An 18858-nucleotide genomic window follows, 5' to 3' on the forward strand; every position below is an offset into this window, starting at 1 on the left:
CCATCAGTCTAGCCCAGGGCGCCTTCCGGAGCGTCGCCCATGGCGTCGGGGCGCGTCACGTCGCACACTGATGGCCGTCTTTTTTCGCTCAGCCAGGATGGCTGCCATGCACACCTCTTCCCCCCTTCCACCCGCCGCTCTGCCGGTCGCGCCGCGCCACGGCGCGGTCGGCCTGGCGCTGGTCGCCGGCCTGTCGCTGCTGGCCGGCATGACCGATGCCATCGGCTTTCTCGCCACCGGCGATTTCGTCTCCTTCATGAGCGGTAATACCACCCGTCTAGCAGCCGAGGTGGCGGCAGGCCGCTGGGCTGCAGCGGGGCACCTGGCGCTGGCCATCGGCACCTTCGTGCTGGGCAATGCCGGCGGCGTACTGCTGCAACGGCTGACCCGCCAGCGCGCCTGCCTGCTGCTCGGCCTGCTGGCCCTGCTGTTGGCGCTGGCGGCCAGTCTGCCCCTGGGCCCGCTAGCGCTGCTGACCGGAGTGTTCGCCATGGGCATGGTCAATGCGGTGGTGGAGCAGGTCTATGGCCTGCCCATCGGCCTCACCTACGTCACCGGCGCCCTGTCGCGCTTCGGGCGCGGTCTGGGTCACTGGCTGCTGGGCGAGCGGCGACGCGGCTGGCGCATCCAACTGGTGCCCTGGCTGGGCATGCTGCTTGGCGGGGTGCTCGGCGCTGCGCTGGAAGCGGGACTGGGCCTGGCGGCCTGGTACGCCAGCGCAGCCCTGGCCGCGATCCTGGCGGTGATCTTTCGCCTGATCCCGCGGGCCTGGCAACTGGGCTATCTGGCGTCATGAGCGCCGCGACCCAGACCCTGGGGGTCAGCGCCCGCGATCCCGAACTGGGCCAGGCCAAGGTCCGGCTGGCCTTCATCCTGCCGGCCTCGACCTACATCATCGGCGCCTGGGCCTGGGGGCTGTTCGACACCGCCATCCTGCTGGCCAACCTGCTCTGCTACGCCCTGTTCGCCGTGGCGGCCATCGGCCTGTTCGTCGAGGTCCGGCGGCGGCCGGGGGTCAAGCCCTGGCGACGGCTGCTGGCCATGAGCCTGGACTTCAGCGCCATCACATTTTCCTCCATCACCAGCGGCGAGGCCCTGCTGCCGCTGTTCGGCGTGCTGCTCTGGGTCACGGTGGGCAATGGCCTGCGCTATGGACGTGGCTACCTGCTGCTGGCCACCGGACTGTCGCTGACCGCCCTCGCCGCCATCATTGCCGGGATGCCCTTCCTGCAGCGCTATCCGACGGTGGCCCTGATGATGCTGGTGACCGCGCTGCTGGTGCCCGGCTACGTGCATTTCCTGCTGACCCGCATCCAGGATTCGCTGCGCGAGACCCAGGCGGCCAACCTGGCCAAGGCGCGCTTCCTGGCGCAGGCCAGCCATGACCTGCGCCAGCCGATCCATTCCATCGGCCTGTTCACCGCCTGCCTGCGCGACGGCCAGCTGAGCGCCGATCAGGGCCGGCTGGTCGACAACATCGACCGCTCCCTGCTCGGCGTCGAGCAGCTGTTCCGCTCGCTGCTGGACATCTACACCCTCGATCAGCAGCAGGTCAGTCCGCGGCGCACGGTGGTGGACCTGGATACCCTGTTCGGCGACCTGGTGCGGCAGAATGCCGAGGCGGCGCGCTGGGCCGGGGTGGAGATCCGCTGGCGCGCCTGCGGGCTGCAGGTCTACAGCGACCCGGCGCTGCTGCTCACCTCGCTGCAGAATCTGCTGTCCAACGCCCTCAAGTACGCGCCGGGCAAACCTCTGCTGCTGGCGGTGCGCCGGCGCCAGGGCCAGCTCGCCCTGGTGGTCTACGACCAGGGACCGGGCATCGCCGCCGAGCACCTGCCGCACCTGTGCGAGGAGTTCTACCGGGTACGGGAGACGCGCGATCGCGACATCGAGGGCGTCGGCCTGGGGCTGTCCATCGTACAGCGCATCGCCACCCTGCTCGATCTGCAGCTGACCATCCGCTCGCGCCCCGGCCGCGGTACCGCGGTCAGGCTCCAGGGCCTGCCGCTGGCCACCCTGCCGCTGGAGGTGCGGCCACGGCCGGTGAATGGCCCCCAGCACCTGCTCGCCGGCTGGCGGGTGCTGCTCATCGAGGACGATGCCAACGTGCTGCTGGCCACCGCGACCCTGCTGCGCAGCTGGGGTTGCGAGGTCACCACCGCCACCAGCATCCCCGCCGGCGCCGTGAGCTGCGACCTGGTGATCACCGATTTCGATCTGGATCGCAGCGCCTCGGGCGCCGACTGCATCGCCTATCTCAACCGGCTGCAGGGCCGGCGCATCCCGGCCATCGTGGTGACCGGGCACGACATTCCCCAGGTCCAGCAGGCGCTGGGCGACGCCGAGATCCCGGTGCTGGCCAAGCCGGTGCGACCGGCGGAATTGCGCGCCCTGCTGCTGGCCTCTCGCGTCGCGGCTAGCTGAGCGAGCGCTGGGCGCCGAGGCCGGCCTTGGCGCCAAAGGCGGCCGCCGCCGCGCGGGTGCCGACGCCCAGGGTGCGCAGCAGCGCGGAAACATGGATGCGCACGGTAAAGGGCGAGATGGCCAGGATCCGGGCGATCTCCTTGTTGCTCAGGCCCTGGGTGATCAGGCCGAGCACCTCCAGCTGCCGCGGCGTCAGCGCCTGCAGCCGGTGGTCGGGCGCCAGACTGGCCGCAGCCAGATTCGGCATGGCATAGCGCACCACCGGTTGCCCGGCGAGGCAGTCGGCGATCGCCTCGGCCATGGCCGCTGGCGGCAGCGCCTTGCCGATGAAGCCATCCACGCCCGCCGCCAGGATATGCTCGATCACCGTGGCGTCTTCCAGCATCGAGACCACGATCAGGGTGCTGCGCTTGAATTCCTGGCGCAGGGCGCGCAGCGAAAAGCTCAGGTCCTGGCCAGGATAGAGCAGGTCCAGCAGGAGCCCACTGGGCGGCTCGCCCTGGCGTGCCAGTTCCAGGACCTGTTGCAGACTATCGGCCTGCTCCACCTGCGCCTGCGGCTGCAGCTGGCGCAGGATGCGCACCAGGCCTTCACGAAACAGCGGATGGTCGTCGGCGACGATGAAACGTTGCATCTCTGGCTATCCTGGGGGCCCTGGACACCGGGCGTTACGCCGGGGTGGCCCAAAATGGCTAGTCTAGCGCAGGCCCCAAGGGTGGACCACTTGGTAAAACGCTTGGGCTGCCGCAGCGCTCAGCCGTCTTGCGCCAGGCCACGCGGCGCGGCCAGCGGCTCCGACAGGTCCTGCACGGCACCTGCGCCCAACTGCCGCCGCATCAGCCACTCGAAGGCGCCGGTCAGCAGCAGCGCCGCACAGGCCAGGCCGAATGCCAGGCCCCACCAGACGCCATGGGGGCCGATACCCAACCGGACGCCCAGCAGCCAGGCGCCACTGGCGCCGATCAGGCAGTAGCAGAGCAAGCCGCCGTAGAAACCCAGGCGCGCCTGGCGGATGCCGCGCAGAGCCCCTTGGGCGATGCTCTGGGTGCCATCGAAGATGACGAACACCGCCGCGATCAGCACCAGCTGCCGCGCCAGCTCACTGACCGGGCTGTGGCCATCCGGCAGAAACAACCCCACCAGCCAGGTGGGAAAGCTCCAGAACAGCAGGGCGATGCCCAGCATCACCAGGGCACCACCACCGATGGCCAGCCGCCCCACCAGCAGGGCCTCGCGCGGCCGCCCGGCGCCCTGGTGCTGGCCGATACGGATGCTGGTGGCGTAGGAGAGGCCGGCTGGCAACATGAACACCAGATACACCAGCTGATTGGCGATCTGATGGGCCGCCAGGGCGGTGGCGCCGAGGGCGCCCATGCACAGCGCCGCGGAGAGGAACAGGCAGGCTTCCACCGCATAGGTACCGCTGATCGCCAGGCCCTGGCCGAGGGTGTCGGCGAGGGCACGACGATCCGGGCGGCGCAGATAGCGGCGCAGGGGATAGGCGGCATAGGCCGGATGGCGGGCGATATACAGCGCCAGGCCCAGGGCCGCGCCATTCATCACCACCGCGGTCACCGCGCCGATGCCTGGCAGCCCGGGTTGCGGCAGGCCGCCCCAGCCGTGCAGCAGCGCCAGGTTGAACAGGGCGTTGAGCAGCGCCGCCCCCAGCACGATGGTCAACACCGGTCCGGGTCTTTCCAGGGCGCTGGTGAAACCCCGCAGCGTCATGAACAGCAGATGGCCGGGCAGGGCGAAGGCCAGGCAGCGCAGGAATACCCCGGCCGCCTGGCGACTCTCTTCCGGCTGGCCGGCCAGGGCCAGCAATGGCTCGATATGCCACAGCAGGGTGCCGGCCAGCAGTGCCAGCACCGCGGCGATCCAGATCCCGGCCGCCGTCACCGCCGCCACGCCCTCGGTATCGCCCGCGCCCCGGCGCAAGGCCGCCAGGTTGGCCACCGCGGTGATCACCCCCACGCAGATCACCGAGACGAAGGAATAGACCGCCGCCCCCAGGCCGCCACCGGCCAGGGCGGCCGGGCCCAGGCGGCCCATCATCAGGGTGTCGGTGAAGACCATGGCCACATAGGCCAGCTGCGCACCGATCAGGGGCAAGGCGAGGCGCAACAGCGCGAGCAACTCGTGACGCGGCAGAGACATGGGTGGATCTCGCTGAGCAGGGCCGACTTTGACAAGAACTCATTGTTGGATGCGTTCGCGCCTTCCACAATCGGAAAATAGCCATGCCATCCATGAGTCAGAGTCATGCCCGACGTCCCCTCGCGGCTGCCGCCGCTGTATGCCCTGCGCGCCTTCGAGGCCGCCGCTCGCCATGGCTCCTTTACCCGCGCGGCTCAGGAGTTGTCGCTGACCCAGAGTGCGGTCAGTCGCCATGTGCGGACGCTGGAAGAGACCTTTGGCTGCCGCCTGTTCGAGCGCGCCGGCCGTCAGCTGGCGCTGACCGAGCCCGGCAAGCTGCTCCTGCCGGGCCTGAGCGAGGGCTTCGAGGCGCTGGCGCGGGCCTGCGGCAATCTCGCCGTGGCCGAGGGCACCCTGAGACTCAAGGCGCCCACCACCCTGTCGCTGCGCTGGCTGCTGGCGCGGCTGGCGCGCTTTCGCCAGCTCAGTCCGCAACTGGACATCCAGCTCACCAGCGTCTGGATGGCCAGCGACCGGGTCGACTTCGTCCACGAGCCCTTCGATTGCGCGGTGCTGCTCGGTGATGGCCGCTTCCCGGCGGACTGGGAGGTGGTGCCGCTGTTCGAGGAGTGGCTGGTGCCGGTCTGCTCGCCGGCTGCCGCCCGCGAGGGCGTCTGGGACCCGACGCGCCTGCAGCGGGAAGAGCTGCTGCATCCCACCTTCGACCGCCGCGACTGGCGCCGCTGGCTGCAGGCCATGGGCCTGACTCAGGCGGTGCCCCTGACGGGTGGCCAGGTGTTCGACACCCTGGAGCTGGGCATGGCCGCTGCCGCGCGGGGCTACGGGGTGTCCATCGGCGATCTGGTGATGCTGGCCGAAGACGTGGCGGCCGGACTCATCGCCTTGCCCTGGCCCGAGGCGGTGGCCAGCGGCGATGCCTATTACCTGGTCTGGCCGCGCAATCGCCGGGGGCAGGCGCGCTTTCGCCAGCTGGCTGACTTCTTGCAGCGGGAAGTGGCGTCCCAGAGCCTTCCGGAGGTCATTCGCCATAAATAAGGCGCCAGACTGCTGTCATTGGCTTTAGTTCATCGTACCTCTGCCGATAAGATAACAGTTAACCCCTAAGAAGACCGCCCTAGAGCGGTCGGTCGCCTGATATAGCCCTTGCCCTCAAATTCGTACTGCCCTACAGGGATGTAGGCGCTTTGGAGCCCCCTATGGTCATTTCCCCGCGTCGTAGTATCGCCCGACAACTTGCCTTGGCCCTCAGTCTGGTACTGATTGTCGTGATCGCCGGCAGTTGTCTGTTCGCCCTCCATGCCCTGAGCGTGTCCATCGAAGGCACCCAGCGCAAGCACCTGGGCAGCGAGGCCCGACTGCTCTCCGATCAGCAGCAGACCTTTCTAAGCACCCTGAAGATCAGCACCCAGCGCCTGGCCAATCTGTTCGAGCGCCGCTTCGATGGCGGCCTGAGCCTGGCCGGCGAGCGACTGCCCCTGGGCAGCGCCACGGCCCCCGCGCTGCTGTTCGCCGGTCAGGCGCTGAACAGCGACTTCAGCCAGGTCGACGACTTCACCCGGCTGACCGGTGGCGTCGCTACCATCTTCGTGCGCGATGGCGACGACTTCACCCGTATCACCACCTCGCTGAAGAAGCAGGACGGCAGCCGCGCCATCGGTACCCAGCTCGATCGCAAGCACCCGGCCTATGCCGGTCTGCTGCAGGGCCAGAACTACGTCGGGCGCGCCCAGTTGTTCGGGCGCTCCTACATGACCCAGTACACCCCGGTCCGCGACGGTGCCGGCAAGGTCATCGCCGTGCTCTTCGTCGGCTTCGACTACACCGACGCCCAGGCCCAGCAAATGGCCCAGCTGACCCAGCTGCGCATCGGCGAGACCGGCTCCTTGGCCCTGCTCGACGAGCAGGGCAACTGGCTGGTGCCGCCGGCCAATGCCAAGCAGGCCAACGAGCTCCTCGCCGCCCTCAAGAACGATCCCAAGCAGCACGAACACACCTGGCAGGACGGCAACGAGGACTTCCTCAGCGTCAGCGCGCCGGTCGCCGGCGAAGGCTGGACCGTGGTCGCCACCCTGCCCAAGGCCGAGCTGGACGCGCCGGTGCACGCCGTGGGCCTGCGCCTGGCCATCGGCAGCCTGATAGCCCTGGTGCTGGCGGTACTCGCCTCGGTCGTCCTGCTGCGCCACAAGCTGAAGCCGCTGGGCCAGCTGGTGGAGCGGGCCCAGGCCCTGGGTCGCGGTCAGCTCAGCGTGCGGGTCGAGGCGCGCAGCCACGACGAGATCGGCGAACTCGCCCGGAGCTTCAACCAGATGGCCGATGCCCTGGCCTCCACCGTCGAGCAGGTCCGTGGCTCTTCGCGCGCGGTCACCGAGCGCTCCCAGCAACTGAGCCAGCTGTCCGACCAGACCCTGAGACGCTCCGCCGAGCAGTCCAGCCAGATCGACAGCATGGCCAGCGCCGTGGAGGAATTCAGCGCCACCGCCCAGAACATCGCCGACGGCATGCAGCGCACCGAGCGTCTGGTGCAGGAAAACGCCCAGCAGACCCGCACCGGTACCCAGGCCATGCAGGGCGCCTCGGGCGCCCTGGAGCAGATCGCCGATTCCCTGGCCAGCACCGCGGAACTGATCAAGGGCCTGGACGGCCGCTCCCAGCAGATTGGCGGCATCATCGGCGTCATCAGCGGGATCGCCGAGCAGACCAACCTGCTGGCGCTCAACGCCGCCATCGAAGCCGCGCGGGCCGGTGAGCAGGGCCGCGGCTTCGCCGTGGTCGCCGACGAAGTCCGGCAGCTGGCCGGTCGCACCAGCGAAGCCACCCGCGAGATCTCGCAGATGATCGGCGCGGTGCAGGGCGAGACCCAGCGCGCCATGGGCGCCATCGATGAAGGCAATCGCCTCATGGAGCAGGGCCTGGCGCGCAACGCCGACGTGGCCCAGGCGCTGCGCAGCATCGACCAGCAGGTCGCCGAGGCGGTGGAGCAATTCTCCGGCATCGCCCAGGCCACCGCCGAGCAGAGCACCACCGCCACCGCCCTGAGCCGCAACATCCAGGCGATCGCCGTGGACAACGCCGCTCAGCGCGATGCCGCCGAGGTGCTGGCCGGTACCGCGGGCGAGCTGCGTCATCTGGCGGAAGACCTGAGCGCCGAAGTAGGGCGCTTCAGCTGACCGGACCCTTCCGGCAGCAGCGAAAGGGAGGCTCAGGCCTCCCTTTTTCATTCCTGCGCACCTTGGCCCTTGCCTGGCCGCAATACTCTGACTACTGTATGCAAATACAGTATAAGAGGAGGGGTGTCATGGGCGTATCCAACGAGGCGGTGCAGGCCGTCGAACGCATGCTGACCACGCTGCGGGCGGAGCGGGACGACTATCGCGAGCTGGCCCACCAGTGGCGGGCCATGTGCTTCGAGCTGGCGCAGGAAAACCAGGCGTTGCGCGATCGCCTGCAGGAGCCGCCACGCCACTACGGCCCGCCTGCCGGCGCCTAGTGACTCGCCCGATACTGCAGGGCTTCCGCCAGCTGCGGTCGCTGGATCTCGTCCTCGCCGGCGAGATCGGCCAGGGTACGGGCCACCTTGACCACCCGGTGCAGGGCGCGCAGGGACAGATTCAGGCGTTCCCCCGCACCTTCCAGCCAGCGCTGATCGGCCTCGCCAAGGGCACAGACCTGGTGCAGCTGATCGAGACCGAGCAGGGCGTTGGGGCGACCCTGGCGCGCCAGCTGGAGGGCGCGGGCGTCGGCCACCTGGCGTGCGGCCTCCGCCGTGGTGAGTTCGCTGACCACTGAAGCGCCCAGGCGCAGGTGCTCGCGGGCCACGGTCAGGTGCAGGTCGATACGGTCCAGCAACGGACCGGAGAGCTTGCCGCGATAGCGCTGGATCTGCTCCGGGCTGCAGCGACAGCGGCCGCTGGGATCGCCCAGATAGCCGCAGGGGCAGGGATTCATCGCCGCCACCAGCTGGAAGCGCGCCGGAAAGCGCACCCGCTCCCGCGCCCGGGCGATGACGATCTCGCCACTCTCCAGGGGCTCGCGCAGCACCTCCAGCACCTTGCGATCGAATTCCGGTAACTCGTCGAGAAACAGCACCCCGCGGTGGGCCAGGGTGATCTCGCCGGGACCGGGTCGGCTGCCACCGCCCACCAGCGCCGGACCGGACGCCGAATGATGCGGCTGGCGAAAGGGTCGCTGCGGCCAGTGTTCAAGCGGCTCGGGGCCGGCCACCGAATGGATGGCGGCCACCTGCAGCGCCTCTTCTTCGTCCAGGGGCGGCAGCAGTCCCGGCAGGCGACTGGCGAGCAGCGTCTTGCCGGTTCCCGGTGGGCCGGCCAGCAGCAGGTTGTGGGCACCGGCCGCGGCCACCACCAGGGCGCGCTTGGCCGCCTGCTGGCCCTGGACCTCGGCGAGATCGGGATAGGGCAGCGGGGTGCGCAGCAGGCCGCTGGGCTGATAGGGGGCCAGTACGGCCTGGCCACTCAGGTGACCGGCGAATTCCAGCAGGTGATCGACCGCCAGCACCCTGAGGCCACTGGCCAGGCAGGCTTCCTCGGCATTGGCGCGGGGCACCACCAGGATCCGCCCGGCGGCCCGGGCCGCCAGCGCTGCGGGCAGCACGCCGCGCACCGCCCGCACCGCGCCCGACAGGGCCAGTTCACCCAGGCACTCGTAGCCGTCGAGGCCCTGCGCTGGCAGCTGCCCGCTGGCGGCGAGGATGCCGATGGCCAGGGCCAGATCGAAACGCCCGCCGTCCTTGGGCAGGTCGGCGGGCGCGAGATTGAGGGTGATGCGGCGACTGGGGAATTCGAAGCCAGCATTGAGGATGGCGCTGCGCACCCGATCCTTGGCTTCGCGAACGGCGGTTTCCGGCAGCCCGACCAGGGTGAGGGCGGGCAGGCCGTTGGCCAGGTGCGCCTCGACGACCACCGGCGGCGCTTCCACGCCCACCTGGGCGCGGGTATGAACGAGGGCAAGCGACATGATCTCTCCTTGATCGTGATTCGCCAGACTCAGGGCTGCACCATCCTGGCGCGCCCTTGGGGATCAGTCGGCGGGCGCGACGTCCGTGGCCGGGGTAACCGGCGGCTTGACCTCGGCGGTTTGCGGCTTTTCCAGCTCGGTGAGGCGCGCTTCGAGGGCTTCCAGGCGCGCACGGGTGCGGGCCAGCACGGCCATCTGGGCATCGAATTCGTCGCGGCTGACCACATCGAGCTTGCTCAGGGCGCCTTGCAGCAGTGCCTTGAACTGGCTTTCGATCTCGGCCTTGGGCAGCGGCGAGTCCTGACCGAACAGCCGGCTGGCCTGCTGAGTCAGGGAATCGAACAGCGAACGGGTCGTGGACATGGTTATCCCCTGCAATGGATCAAAGCTCGAGTGTAGCACAGCGGGCTTCCGGCCCTCCGGCAGCGGCCTTGCACCGCTTTGGTGCCATTCCCGGCCCAGAGCTGTTCGCTGTTGGTGCAAAAGCCTGCCCGCAGGGCCAGGTCCTGCCCTTTCAGGAGGCGCGCCAGCCGGGCTGGCGCTCGAAATCCGTACGCCTTCACAAACCTGGCAAGCTTTCTGCTACTGCCGATGCAGAGACGGGCGTCAGAGGGCGCCTGGGGTGGAGGCGCGCTCTGGCCGCTTCTGCCGTGACCGCGGCGATTACCACGCCAACGGTTAAACAGACGGTCACTGCGCTAGACTTGGACCGGGGTTTGTTTTCCTGGGGCCAGTCAACTCAATCGGGAGAAGTTCATGAAACTAGTCACCGCCATCATCAAGCCGTTCAAGCTCGACGACGTGCGTGAGTCGCTGTCCGAGATCGGTGTGCAAGGCATCACCGTTACCGAGGTCAAGGGCTTCGGTCGTCAGAAGGGCCATACCGAGCTCTATCGCGGCGCCGAATACGTCGTCGACTTCCTGCCCAAGGTCAAGATCGACGTCGCCATCGCCGACGATCAGCTCGACCGCGTCATCGAGGCCATCACCAAGGCCGCCAACACCGGCAAGATCGGTGACGGCAAGATCTTCGTGGTGAATCTCGAGCAGGCCATCCGCATCCGCACCGGCGAAACCGACACAGACGCCATCTGACGCCTTAACCGACCGCCCAACCCCACACGAGCCCCAGGAGAAACAACGATGACTCTGCGCACCTACGCAGGGCTAGGAGCCCTCATGTCTTTCGTAGCGCTGCCGGGCCTGGCCATGGCCCAGGAAGCGGCTGCGGCACCAGCCATCAACAGCGGGGATACGGCCTGGATGCTGGTCTCGACGGCCTTGGTGCTGTTCATGACCATCCCGGGTCTCGCGCTGTTCTACGGCGGCATGGTGCGTGCCAAGAACGTCCTCTCGGTGATGATGCAGTGCTTCGCCATCACCGGTCTCGTCAGCATCCTGTGGATGGTCTACGGCTACAGCCTGGCCTTCGACACCACCGGCATGGAGAAGGGCGTCACCAACTTCAATTCCTTCATCGGCGGTCTGGGCAAGGCCTTCCTGTCCAGCCTGCAGCATGATGCCGTGACCTCGGCTACCGCCCTGTTCCCGGAAAGCGTCTTCGTCACCTTCCAGATGACCTTCGCCATCATCACCCCGGCGCTGATCGTCGGTGCCTTCGCCGAGCGCATGAAGTTCTCCGCCATGCTGGTCTTCACCGGCCTGTGGTTCACCTTCGTCTACGCCCCCATCGCCCACATGGTCTGGAGCGGTGACGGCGGCCTGATGTGGGACTGGGGCGTGCTGGACTTCGCCGGCGGCACCGTGGTGCACATCAACGCCGGTGTGGCCGGTCTGGTCGCGGCCCTGGTCCTGGGCAAGCGCAAGGGCTATCCCACCACTCCCATGGCGCCGCACAACCTGGGCTACACCCTGGTCGGTGCCGCCATGCTGTGGGTCGGCTGGTTCGGTTTCAACGCCGGTTCCGCCGCCGCCGCCAACGGCACCGCCGGCATGGCCATGCTGACCACCCAGATCGCCACCGCCGCTGCCGCCCTGGGCTGGATGTTCGCCGAGTGGATCACCCACGGTAAGCCGAGCGCCCTGGGCATCGCTTCCGGCGTGGTTGCCGGTCTGGTCGCCATCACCCCGGCCGCCGGTACCGCCGGCCCCATGGGCGCCCTGATCATCGGCCTGGCCGCTGGCGTGATCTGCTTCTTCACCGCCACCAGCCTCAAGCGCAAGCTCGGCTACGACGACTCCCTGGACGCCTTTGGCGTGCACGGCATCGGCGGCATCGTCGGCGCCCTGCTGACCGGTGTCTTCGCCGCTCCGTCCCTGGGTGGCTTCGGCACCGTTACCGACATCGGCGCCCAGCTGTTCATCCAGTTCAAGGGCGTGGCCTTCACCATCGTCTACACCGGCATCGTCACCTTCGTGATCCTCAAGGTGCTGGACGTGGTCATGGGTCTGAGAGTCAACGAAGAAGAGGAAACCGTGGGTCTGGACCTCACCCTGCACAACGAGCGTGGCTACAACCTGTAAGCCACCACTCTGGAAAAAGGCGCCGTGAGGCGCCTTTTTCATGTCCGCCATACGGCTGGAACAACCGCCATCCTGCTGTGTCTAGACTGCACGCAAGCGGTGTGCAATCACCGCTTTGCTTTTCCGATCGTCGCGCTAGAATGCGCGCCCAGTCAGTCGGCGGGGGTTGTTCATGTGGCTGCAGCGGAGCTTTTCCCTGCGCGCGCGGGCGCGTGGTTTCCATCTCGTCACCGCTGAGGTGCTGGAGCAGCTGCCCGAGCTTGGCGAGTGCCGGATCGGCCTGCTGCACCTCTGGCTGCAGCACACCTCGGCCTCGCTGACCATCAACGAGAATGCCGATGGGGCGGTACGCCGCGACTTCGAGCGGTTCTTCAACCAGCTGGTGCCCCAGGGGCAGGCCGGTTACGAGCATGACTACGAAGGGCCGGACGACCTGCCTGCGCATTTCAAGAGCAGTCTACTCGGCTGCAGCCTGAGTCTGCCGGTCCAGGTGGGTCGCCTGGCCCTGGGAACCTGGCAGGGCATCTACCTGGGCGAGCATCGCGACCAGGGTGGCGCACGGCGACTGATCGCGACGCTGCAGGGCGAATAGCCAGGAATTTTTTTTAGGAGGCCGCGTCAAAACGCGCGGTCCGATTTTGCCAAAGTGTGTGGAGGCGGTTTATGAGCGACGAAGATCTGGAGCAGGACGACCTGGAGACAGGCGCGGAAGAAGAGGGCGATAACGAAGACTTCGCTGCCGCAACCGACGACGCCGAGCAAGAGGAAAGCGGGGACAGCGAAGCGCCCGCGTCCGGGAGCAAGGCCAAGAAGAAGCGTGAAGCCGAGCCCGAGGAATTGCCTTCGGTGGAAGCCAAGCAGCGCGAGCGGGATGCATTGGAAAAGGCCATGCAGGACTTTCTGGCCCGCGGTGGCAAGGTGCAGGAAATCGACGCCAATGTGGTCGCCGATCCGCCGAAGAAGCCCGACAGCAAATATGGCAGTCGTCCCATCTAGGACCGTGCCATACCGCCTTCGAAACCCCGCCTCGGCGGGGTTTTGTCTATCTGGCGATCACAACAGCGCCATCACCATGATGAAGCCGGTGAAGGCTGCAGCCATGGTCGCAAGGCAAGCCATGCAGATTACATCATCTCTCTCATACATGTTGGCAGCGCCCTAAAGCCTAATGGGTGATGGCATTCTGCTCCTCTGGCAAACATCTCCCTGTGTGGCTCATCGCAAAAGGCCATCATCTCGCCGTCGTGATGCCAAGCAGTTCACCAATGGCGCGGGGGCCCGTAATAGGGACGGGGTTCATAGGCCGGCTGGTAGGGGTAGTAGCCCGGTGGCGCCGGCCGCCAATGGGGCGCGGCATAGCCGGGCTGCGGATAGGGCTGGTAATAGCTGTAGGGATAGCGATCCCTGCGGTAATAGGGGTGGTGCCGGTGATGCCGTCGAAATTCGCCCGCCGGCAGGAATTCGCCGCCCTCGGCGACGGCTGCGGGGCCGCCTGCCCAGGGTTGCCCACGCTCGGGGCCCTCGTAGGCGGCGGCCAGGCCGCTGGCGGTCAGGGTGGCGGTCAACAGCAGAATCAACGACGCTCGCGATGCCATGGTGCTCTCCTCGCGGCGCTCGATGGGCCGCGTCACCATGAAACACCTTTGGCGGTCAGCGGACGTCAGGCCAGGTAAAGGTCTGGTAAGGCCGCCCGTGGACTCAGGCCCAGTCCAGGCCCTGCATGCCCACGGCGACGATGAGCGCCATGGCCAGCAGGCCGATGCCGCACATCAGGATGGTCAACTCCAGTTGATCCAGGCGCCGCTTCATCCCTGCCACCAGTGCCATAGGGTAAAGCCGATCAGCGCCATGACCAGGCTGAGAAACAACCGGTTCAACCAGAGGCTGACGCCACTCAGGAGTCTGAGCCAGAAGGGTGCGGCGGGCTCGACGGCGCGCGGGTCGGGTTGAGCAGCGGCGTCCTGGGGGAGAGCGCCGGGCAGAGCGGGAGCGACGAGGGGAAGCGAGGGAATGGGCATGCAGCGAGCGCCTCCGTGCGCCTGGTGCGAAGTCCGACTGACCACAGCGGTCAGCCAAGGTCGAGCGGCACCCTGGACGGGCTGCCACTGCTGCGATCGATCATCGCCGAAATCCCCTGCAGCCGGGAAACGACCTCCTGAAACCGTCGGGCGGATCGCACTCCTGACCGCAAATAGCCGCGGACCCGGTGGCCTGGCCGCGGGCTCCGAGTGCGGAGGAGCCCTGCGCGGCTTGAGCGCCCGTGCGGACCGGTGCAGGCTGGATGACCTCGGCGCCCTGGCGCCAGCCCCGGAGGGAAAACGTCATGAGCAATCTGTTTCGCGACCTGCCCGATGCCTCCGCGGCCGAGGTGTTCACGGCCCTGCTGGAGCGGCCGGGTTGTCGTATAGAGCGGATCGTCTCCCAGGGCCAGACGACGCCGGCAGCGACGCCCTGGCGGCAGGCCCATGAGGAATGGGTGCTGCTGCTGAAGGGCGCCGCGCGGATCGCCCTGGAGGGGCGGGAGGTGGCACTCGAACCGGGCGATACGCTGTTCATCCCGGCTGATGTCGAGCACTGGGTGACCTACACCGATCCCGCGGTCGCCACGGTGTGGCTGGCGATCCATCTCGGTGCGGTGGACGGGGCTCCAGCACTCGCGTGAGCAGGGCGGTACCGAACTCTTCAGACCAGGCGCCCGCAGCGCGGGTCGTTGCAAAGACGTCCTGATCGGCAGGGAAGGGACGCGCCCGGGGTTTGGACGCGAGCGGGTAGGAATCGCAGGCACAAAAAAACCGGCGCTAGGCCGGTTTCTCTGATTTCCAGATCCCGCAGGATCCGGAAGCTTGTCTTGGTGCCCAGGGACGGAATCGAACCGCCGACACGGGGATTTTCAATCCCCTGCTCTACCAACTGAGCTACCTGGGCAACGGGGCGCATTAAAAGCGTTTCTCGACCTTGTGTCAACAGTGAGCCCAAAAAAATTTAGATTTTTCGGGCGCTTAGCCGTCGACTCAGGCGCTGGGGGGTACGTAGCCCTCGGCCTGGGCGTAGTCTTCACCGGACAGGAACTTGTCCATCTCGGCCTGCAGGAACTTGCGATCCTCGGTGTTCATCATGTTCAGCCGACGCTCGTTGATGAGCATGGTCTGGTGCTTCTGCCACTCTTCCCAGGCCTGCTTGGAGACGTGCTGATAGATGTCTTCGCCCTTGGCGCCAGGATAGGGCGGACGATCGAGGCCAGGCAGCTCCTGCTTGTGCTTGCGGCACATCACGGTGCGGGTCATGCGGGTTCTCCTTTGAGCGCCTGCTCGGCGCGCTTGAGCAGTTTCTGCACCGGGGCGGCAAGGCCCAGGCGCGGCGGGGAGGCGAGGTTATACCAAAGCCAGTCGCCCTCGGCCACGCGGTGCTGGCGGTGGTCCACCTGGACCAGCCAGGGTTCGATGGCCAGCTGGAAGTGACTGAAGGTGTGCACCAGGCCGGGCAGCGCCTGGCGTTCGTCGATGACCAGGCCCTGGCGTTCGGCGAGGGCTTCGAGCTCGGCCACGTCGGCCACCTCCGGCGGGCCCCAGAGACCGCCCCAGAGACCGGTCGAGGGGCGGCGCTGCAGCAGCACGGCATTGGCGTCGTTGACGAACAGCGGCATCAGCGTCTGCCGCTGGGGCAGCGTCTTGCGCGGCTTGGGCGTGGGAAACTCGGTTTCCTGGCCCAGCAGGTGGGCGCGGCAGCCCAGCTTGACCGGACACAGCAGGCAACTGGGCTTGCTGCGGGTGCAGAGGGTGGCGCCCAGGTCCATCATCGCCTGGGTGTAGGGGCCGACCCGCTCGCGGGGCATCAGCCGGTCGGCCACGTCCCAGAGGCGGCGGGCCACGGCGGGTTCGCCGGGATAGCCGGCGGTGGCGGTGTAGCGGGCCAGGACGCGCTTGACGTTGCCGTCGAGAATCGGCGCGCGGATGCCCATGCTCAGGCTGGCGATGGCGCCGGCGGTGGAGCGACCGATGCCGGGCAGCTCGGCCAGGGCCTCGACGCTACGGGGAAATTCGCCGCCATGGCCCTCGACCACGGTCTTGGCGGCCTTGTGCAGGTTGCGCGCGCGGCTGTAGTAGCCAAGACCGGTCCAGAGGTGCAGGACCTCGTCTTCCGGGGCGGCGGCCAGCGCCTCGACGGTGGGCAGCGCCTGCATGAAGCGATCGAAATAGCCCAGCACGGTGGCGACCTGGGTCTGCTGGAGCATGATCTCCGAGACCCAGACCCGATAGGGCGTCACGGCCTGTTGCCAGGGCAGATCCTTGCGACCGTGCAGGTCGTACCAGGCCAGCACGGCGGTACCAAAGTCGTCATCAGTCATCGACGTTGCAACAGCCCTCGGATGGCGTTCTGGATGTCGGGACTGATCTTATCACCGAGCTTCTCTTCGATTTTTTCGTTCAGACGATTGCCGGCGGCGCGGGCGACGATCTGGCCCATGGCTTCGCGATCCAGGCGACAGGCCTTGGCGCCCAGTTCCAGGGGGCCGCGGCACTGCAGGGGCCACTCGATGTCGGCATAGCGCTCGCCGACCTGGCAACCGGGGTCGGCGGCGGCATTGGTGTCGCCCTGCACGGTGATGCCCAGGCGGTAGTCGAGACCGAGGGTGCGCAGGTCGATGTCGCCCGCGCCCTTTACCGCAAGGCCGGGCACGCTGACGCTGAGGTCCTGGTTGCGGGCCACGCCGTTGACGATGCTGAGGCTGCCGCTCAACTGGCGGAAGGGGGTGTTCTGGCCGCCATGGGGCAGCTCCAGCGGCTTGCGATTGAGCAGGGCGATGCCCTGGCACAGCTGGCTTTCGACATTGGCGTCGATCAGCTGGCCGTTGCGCAGGGCGAAGCGCGCGGTACCGCCCAGGTTGTCGATCAGGCTGCGCTGGCTGGCGCCCGAACTGCGCAGATCGGCGTCCAGGTCGAGCAGGCCTTCCACCGGCGGCTTCTGGCCCTGGGCCTGGAGGATGCGCTCCACCGGTACGCCCTTGATGCGCTCGCGGGCGGTCAGTTGCGGCTGGACGCCCCGCACGTCGAGGGCGCCCTCGGCTGCGAAGCGCCCGCCGAACAATTCGCCTTCCAGGGCGCTGAGCTGCAACTGGCCATCGGCGGCCCTGGCCTTGAGGCTGGCGCCTTCGAAGGGCAGGCGATTGAGGGTCAGGTGCTGCAGGCCGAGATCGACCTCGGCGTCCAGGCTGCGCAGGCGCTCCACCGGCAGCAGGGTCTCCTGGCTCCAGGCGTGCTGGGTCGGGGCCTCCGGCAGCGGCGAATTGCCCTGGGTGGCGATGGCATCGACCTGGGCGACCTCTTCCTGGCGCGCGCCATTGGCCTGGCGCGCCGCGGCGGCCTTGGCCGGCAGATAGCGATCCAGGTCCAGGCGGTCGCCGCTGAGCTGGACGCGCAGGGCGCGGCGGGCGATGTCGGCTACCGCGACCCGGCCCTTGAGGGTGCTGTCGTCCAGCTGGAAATTGAAGTCGTCCAGCGCCAGGGCGTTGCGGCTGGCCTGCACCTGGGCATTCATCTCGAAGCGCTGCAGGGTCTTGGCATCGGCCATGGCCGGCAATTCGACGCCGATACTGTCGAGGAAGGCGCGCAGGTCGAGGCGGGCGATGGAGACGCGCCCGGCCAGCTGCGGATCGCTTTCCAGGCCGGTGAGCTTGAGATCGCCCAGGGCCTTGAGGTCGTTGGCGGTGAGCTTGAGGCTGGTCCACTCGGCGGTCTGGGCGCGGCGGTCGACGGCCAGTTGGCCGCTGGCGGAATAGTTGACCAGCTTGCCGTTGAAGGGCTCGCCGCTGGCGTCGCCGGTCAGCTGGAGGTCGTCCAGGGCGTACTGCTGGTTGGCGGGATCGAAGCGGAATTTGCCGTTGAGCAGCACGGTGGCGTTGACCGGCGGCTGGGTGGTGCTGGCGGTGCCGGCCAGCTTGATGGGAATGGCGGTGCCGGCATAGATGGCCCCGGTCTCCAGGTCGATGCCGTCGAAGGCATAGCGCGCGCCGCTGCGGGCGTCGCTGTATTCGACCCGCGAATTGCGCACGGTCAGGCTCTCGACATTGAGCTTGAGCGGCTGGCGACCGGCGCTCGGCTCGCCTGGCGCGGAGGCGCCGCCTGAGGTGTCGGTAGGCGCGGCGCCCGTGTCCGCCTTGGGTGCCGGGCGGCCGATCTCGGCCCAGTTGGTGCGGCCCTGCTCATCGCGACTGGCGGTGAGGTCCAGGCCGTCGATCTTGATGTCGCTCATCTCCAGGTCGCGCCGCAGCAGCAGCGGCAGCAGGCGGACCGAGAGGATCAGTCGCTGCACCTGGGCCAGCTGGCGATCCGGGGTAGCGGCGCTGGCCAGGGTGGCGTCGTGCAATTCGACGCCCAGCCAGGGAAACAGACTCCAGCCGATGTCGCCCTTGAGTTGCAGGTCGACGTTGGCCTTGTCGCGCGCCAGTTGGCGGATCTCGTCCTTGTAGTCGTTGGGATCGACCAGGTGGGTGAGGGCGAAGCCTACGGCGACCAGCAGGAGCAGCAGGCCGACGAGGACGATACCCAGCACTTTGGCGAAAGCTTTCATGACGAGGAAATTCCTGTTCCGGCGGGCGATGGCGCGACTGGCCAGTATAGGGGCTCGGCCGGCCCCGATGACATCGAGGTGTCGGCGCTGTGACAGCAGTGGTACTCGCCCGTTTCGTCGGATGACTGATGCCGCCCGTACCCTGGTAAATCAGCAGGGCTGGCAGTTGGCCAGGGTGCGCTTTAATGTCGCGCACCTCTGGTCGGTTGGCGCCGTTTCTTTGACTCGTTTAAGGGGAAGCGTGCAGGGAAT

19 protein-coding genes and 1 tRNA gene are annotated in these 18858 nt (G+C 67.8%); 10 read left to right on the forward strand and 10 right to left on the reverse strand.

What is annotated here, in order from left to right; genetic code table 11:
- The first annotated feature begins 106 nt into the window (after window positions 1-106).
- Both PSK12I2_RS0104430 and PSK12I2_RS23675 read left to right on the forward strand, forming a co-directional pair.
- On the forward strand, window positions 107-796 hold the full coding sequence (locus PSK12I2_RS0104430; protein ID WP_044342260.1) for a YoaK family protein: 690 nt from the start codon (window positions 107-109) through the stop codon (window positions 794-796).
- Window positions 793-2424 carry a hybrid sensor histidine kinase/response regulator gene (locus PSK12I2_RS23675; protein WP_051398679.1) on the forward strand — a complete coding sequence of 544 codons (1632 nt, stop codon included), beginning with the start codon at window positions 793-795 and terminating at the stop codon, window positions 2422-2424. The genes PSK12I2_RS0104430 and PSK12I2_RS23675 overlap by 4 nt, the downstream gene beginning before the upstream one ends.
- On the opposite strand, the gene PSK12I2_RS0104440 is transcribed toward PSK12I2_RS23675, so the two are convergent.
- Both PSK12I2_RS0104440 and PSK12I2_RS0104445 read right to left on the reverse strand, forming a co-directional pair.
- Window positions 2417-3058 carry a response regulator transcription factor gene (locus tag PSK12I2_RS0104440; protein ID WP_027597464.1) on the reverse strand — a complete coding sequence of 214 codons (642 nt, stop codon included), beginning with the start codon at window positions 3056-3058 and terminating at the stop codon, window positions 2417-2419. The two genes, PSK12I2_RS23675 and PSK12I2_RS0104440, sit on opposite strands and share 8 nt — an antisense overlap.
- A gap of 119 nt (window positions 3059-3177) precedes the next feature.
- Window positions 3178-4581 (reverse strand): NorM family multidrug efflux MATE transporter, encoded by a 1404-nt coding sequence (locus tag PSK12I2_RS0104445; protein WP_027597465.1) that lies wholly within the window; start codon window positions 4579-4581, stop codon window positions 3178-3180.
- Between the two features lie 105 nt (window positions 4582-4686).
- On the opposite strand from PSK12I2_RS0104445, the gene PSK12I2_RS0104450 reads away from it, so the two are divergent.
- The 3 genes from PSK12I2_RS0104450 to PSK12I2_RS0104460 all read left to right on the forward strand — a co-directional run bounded on the left by PSK12I2_RS0104450 (window position 4687) and on the right by PSK12I2_RS0104460 (window position 8068).
- A complete protein-coding gene (locus PSK12I2_RS0104450; RefSeq protein WP_027597466.1) occupies window positions 4687-5616 on the forward strand; it encodes a LysR substrate-binding domain-containing protein in 930 nt (309 codons plus the stop codon).
- 161 nt (window positions 5617-5777) lie between these two features.
- The gene (locus PSK12I2_RS0104455; protein ID WP_037006627.1) at window positions 5778-7748 is read left to right on the forward strand and encodes a methyl-accepting chemotaxis protein; all 1971 of its coding nucleotides are present in this window, start codon (window positions 5778-5780) and stop codon (window positions 7746-7748) included.
- Window positions 7749-7876: 128 nt separating this feature from the next.
- Entirely contained in the window at window positions 7877-8068 is a 192-nt protein-coding gene (locus PSK12I2_RS0104460; protein ID WP_027597468.1) for a hypothetical protein, read from the forward strand.
- Here the strand turns inward: PSK12I2_RS0104460 and PSK12I2_RS0104465 are convergent.
- Both PSK12I2_RS0104465 and PSK12I2_RS0104470 read right to left on the reverse strand, forming a co-directional pair.
- Window positions 8065-9555: a YifB family Mg chelatase-like AAA ATPase gene (locus PSK12I2_RS0104465; RefSeq protein WP_027597469.1), complete on the reverse strand. Its 1491-nt coding sequence runs from the start codon at window positions 9553-9555 to the stop codon at window positions 8065-8067. The genes PSK12I2_RS0104460 and PSK12I2_RS0104465 overlap by 4 nt on opposite strands.
- A gap of 63 nt (window positions 9556-9618) precedes the next feature.
- Window positions 9619-9918 (reverse strand): accessory factor UbiK family protein, encoded by a 300-nt coding sequence (locus tag PSK12I2_RS0104470; RefSeq protein ID WP_027597470.1) that lies wholly within the window; start codon window positions 9916-9918, stop codon window positions 9619-9621.
- A gap of 393 nt (window positions 9919-10311) precedes the next feature.
- Between PSK12I2_RS0104470 and glnK the strand changes: the two genes are divergently transcribed.
- The 4 genes from glnK (at window position 10312) to sutA (ending at window position 13035) form a co-directional block, all read left to right on the forward strand.
- Window positions 10312-10650 carry a P-II family nitrogen regulator gene (gene glnK, locus PSK12I2_RS0104475; RefSeq protein WP_003096476.1) on the forward strand — a complete coding sequence of 113 codons (339 nt, stop codon included), beginning with the start codon at window positions 10312-10314 and terminating at the stop codon, window positions 10648-10650.
- 48 nt (window positions 10651-10698) lie between these two features.
- A complete protein-coding gene (locus PSK12I2_RS0104480) occupies window positions 10699-12039 on the forward strand; it encodes an ammonium transporter (RefSeq protein ID WP_027597471.1) in 1341 nt (446 codons plus the stop codon).
- Window positions 12040-12211: 172 nt separating this feature from the next.
- Complete coding sequence (locus PSK12I2_RS0104485) at window positions 12212-12631, forward strand: secondary thiamine-phosphate synthase enzyme YjbQ (protein ID WP_027597472.1); 420 nt, start codon at window positions 12212-12214, stop codon at window positions 12629-12631.
- A gap of 71 nt (window positions 12632-12702) precedes the next feature.
- Entirely contained in the window at window positions 12703-13035 is a 333-nt protein-coding gene (gene sutA / locus PSK12I2_RS0104490; RefSeq protein ID WP_007159805.1) for a transcriptional regulator SutA, read from the forward strand.
- Window positions 13036-13298: 263 nt separating this feature from the next.
- On the opposite strand, the gene PSK12I2_RS0104500 is transcribed toward sutA, so the two are convergent.
- Window positions 13299-13634, reverse strand: coding sequence for a hypothetical protein (locus PSK12I2_RS0104500; protein WP_007159803.1), 336 nt, complete (start codon window positions 13632-13634; stop codon window positions 13299-13301).
- Between the two features lie 210 nt (window positions 13635-13844).
- Window positions 13845-14057 (reverse strand): hypothetical protein, encoded by a 213-nt coding sequence (locus PSK12I2_RS0104510; RefSeq protein WP_027597473.1) that lies wholly within the window; start codon window positions 14055-14057, stop codon window positions 13845-13847.
- Between the two features lie 305 nt (window positions 14058-14362).
- Here PSK12I2_RS0104510 and PSK12I2_RS0104515 point away from each other — a divergent pair, with 305 nt between their 5' ends.
- Window positions 14363-14701, forward strand: coding sequence for a cupin domain-containing protein (locus PSK12I2_RS0104515; RefSeq protein WP_037007507.1), 339 nt, complete (start codon window positions 14363-14365; stop codon window positions 14699-14701).
- Window positions 14702-14888: 187 nt separating this feature from the next.
- Here PSK12I2_RS0104515 and PSK12I2_RS0104520 read toward each other — a convergent pair.
- From PSK12I2_RS0104520 to PSK12I2_RS0104535, 4 genes are all read right to left on the reverse strand, one after another.
- Window positions 14889-14964, reverse strand: a tRNA-Phe gene (locus tag PSK12I2_RS0104520).
- An 86-nt stretch (window positions 14965-15050) separates the two neighbouring features.
- Window positions 15051-15323, reverse strand: a complete 273-nt coding sequence (locus tag PSK12I2_RS0104525) for an oxidative damage protection protein (RefSeq protein ID WP_027597475.1) — start codon at window positions 15321-15323, stop codon at window positions 15051-15053.
- Window positions 15320-16384, reverse strand: coding sequence for an A/G-specific adenine glycosylase (gene mutY / locus PSK12I2_RS0104530; protein WP_027597476.1), 1065 nt, complete (start codon window positions 16382-16384; stop codon window positions 15320-15322). The genes PSK12I2_RS0104525 and mutY overlap by 4 nt, the downstream gene beginning before the upstream one ends.
- Window positions 16381-18606, reverse strand: a complete 2226-nt coding sequence (locus tag PSK12I2_RS0104535; protein ID WP_027597477.1) for an AsmA family protein — start codon at window positions 18604-18606, stop codon at window positions 16381-16383. The genes mutY and PSK12I2_RS0104535 overlap by 4 nt, the downstream gene beginning before the upstream one ends.
- Window positions 18607-18858 lie beyond the last annotated feature (252 nt).

The sequence above is a fragment of the Pseudomonas sp. MOIL14HWK12:I2 genome, assembly GCF_000510745.1.
Lineage (GTDB): Bacteria > Pseudomonadota > Gammaproteobacteria > Pseudomonadales > Pseudomonadaceae > Chryseomonas > Chryseomonas oryzihabitans.

Excerpts from the sequence above, each read along its gene's own strand:
- PSK12I2_RS0104430 (WP_044342260.1), top strand. The coding sequence starts at position 107 with ATGCACACCTCTTCCCCCCTTCCACCCGCCGCTCTGCCGGTCGCGCCG.
- PSK12I2_RS23675 (WP_051398679.1), top strand. The coding sequence starts at position 793 with ATGAGCGCCGCGACCCAGACCCTGGGGGTCAGCGCCCGCGATCCCGAA.
- PSK12I2_RS0104440 (WP_027597464.1), bottom strand. The coding sequence starts at position 3,058 with ATGCAACGTTTCATCGTCGCCGACGACCATCCGCTGTTTCGTGAAGGC.
- PSK12I2_RS0104445 (WP_027597465.1), bottom strand. The coding sequence starts at position 4,581 with ATGTCTCTGCCGCGTCACGAGTTGCTCGCGCTGTTGCGCCTCGCCTTG.
- PSK12I2_RS0104450 (WP_027597466.1), top strand. The coding sequence starts at position 4,687 with ATGCCCGACGTCCCCTCGCGGCTGCCGCCGCTGTATGCCCTGCGCGCC.
- PSK12I2_RS0104455 (WP_037006627.1), top strand. The coding sequence starts at position 5,778 with ATGGTCATTTCCCCGCGTCGTAGTATCGCCCGACAACTTGCCTTGGCC.
- PSK12I2_RS0104460 (WP_027597468.1), top strand. The coding sequence starts at position 7,877 with ATGGGCGTATCCAACGAGGCGGTGCAGGCCGTCGAACGCATGCTGACC.
- PSK12I2_RS0104465 (WP_027597469.1), bottom strand. The coding sequence starts at position 9,555 with ATGTCGCTTGCCCTCGTTCATACCCGCGCCCAGGTGGGCGTGGAAGCG.
- PSK12I2_RS0104470 (WP_027597470.1), bottom strand. The coding sequence starts at position 9,918 with ATGTCCACGACCCGTTCGCTGTTCGATTCCCTGACTCAGCAGGCCAGC.
- glnK (WP_003096476.1), top strand. The coding sequence starts at position 10,312 with ATGAAACTAGTCACCGCCATCATCAAGCCGTTCAAGCTCGACGACGTG.
- PSK12I2_RS0104480 (WP_027597471.1), top strand. The coding sequence starts at position 10,699 with ATGACTCTGCGCACCTACGCAGGGCTAGGAGCCCTCATGTCTTTCGTA.
- PSK12I2_RS0104485 (WP_027597472.1), top strand. The coding sequence starts at position 12,212 with ATGTGGCTGCAGCGGAGCTTTTCCCTGCGCGCGCGGGCGCGTGGTTTC.
- sutA (WP_007159805.1), top strand. The coding sequence starts at position 12,703 with ATGAGCGACGAAGATCTGGAGCAGGACGACCTGGAGACAGGCGCGGAA.
- PSK12I2_RS0104500 (WP_007159803.1), bottom strand. The coding sequence starts at position 13,634 with ATGGCATCGCGAGCGTCGTTGATTCTGCTGTTGACCGCCACCCTGACC.
- PSK12I2_RS0104510 (WP_027597473.1), bottom strand. The coding sequence starts at position 14,057 with ATGCCCATTCCCTCGCTTCCCCTCGTCGCTCCCGCTCTGCCCGGCGCT.
- PSK12I2_RS0104515 (WP_037007507.1), top strand. The coding sequence starts at position 14,363 with ATGAGCAATCTGTTTCGCGACCTGCCCGATGCCTCCGCGGCCGAGGTG.
- PSK12I2_RS0104525 (WP_027597475.1), bottom strand. The coding sequence starts at position 15,323 with ATGACCCGCACCGTGATGTGCCGCAAGCACAAGCAGGAGCTGCCTGGC.
- mutY (WP_027597476.1), bottom strand. The coding sequence starts at position 16,384 with ATGACTGATGACGACTTTGGTACCGCCGTGCTGGCCTGGTACGACCTG.
- PSK12I2_RS0104535 (WP_027597477.1), bottom strand. The coding sequence starts at position 18,606 with ATGAAAGCTTTCGCCAAAGTGCTGGGTATCGTCCTCGTCGGCCTGCTG.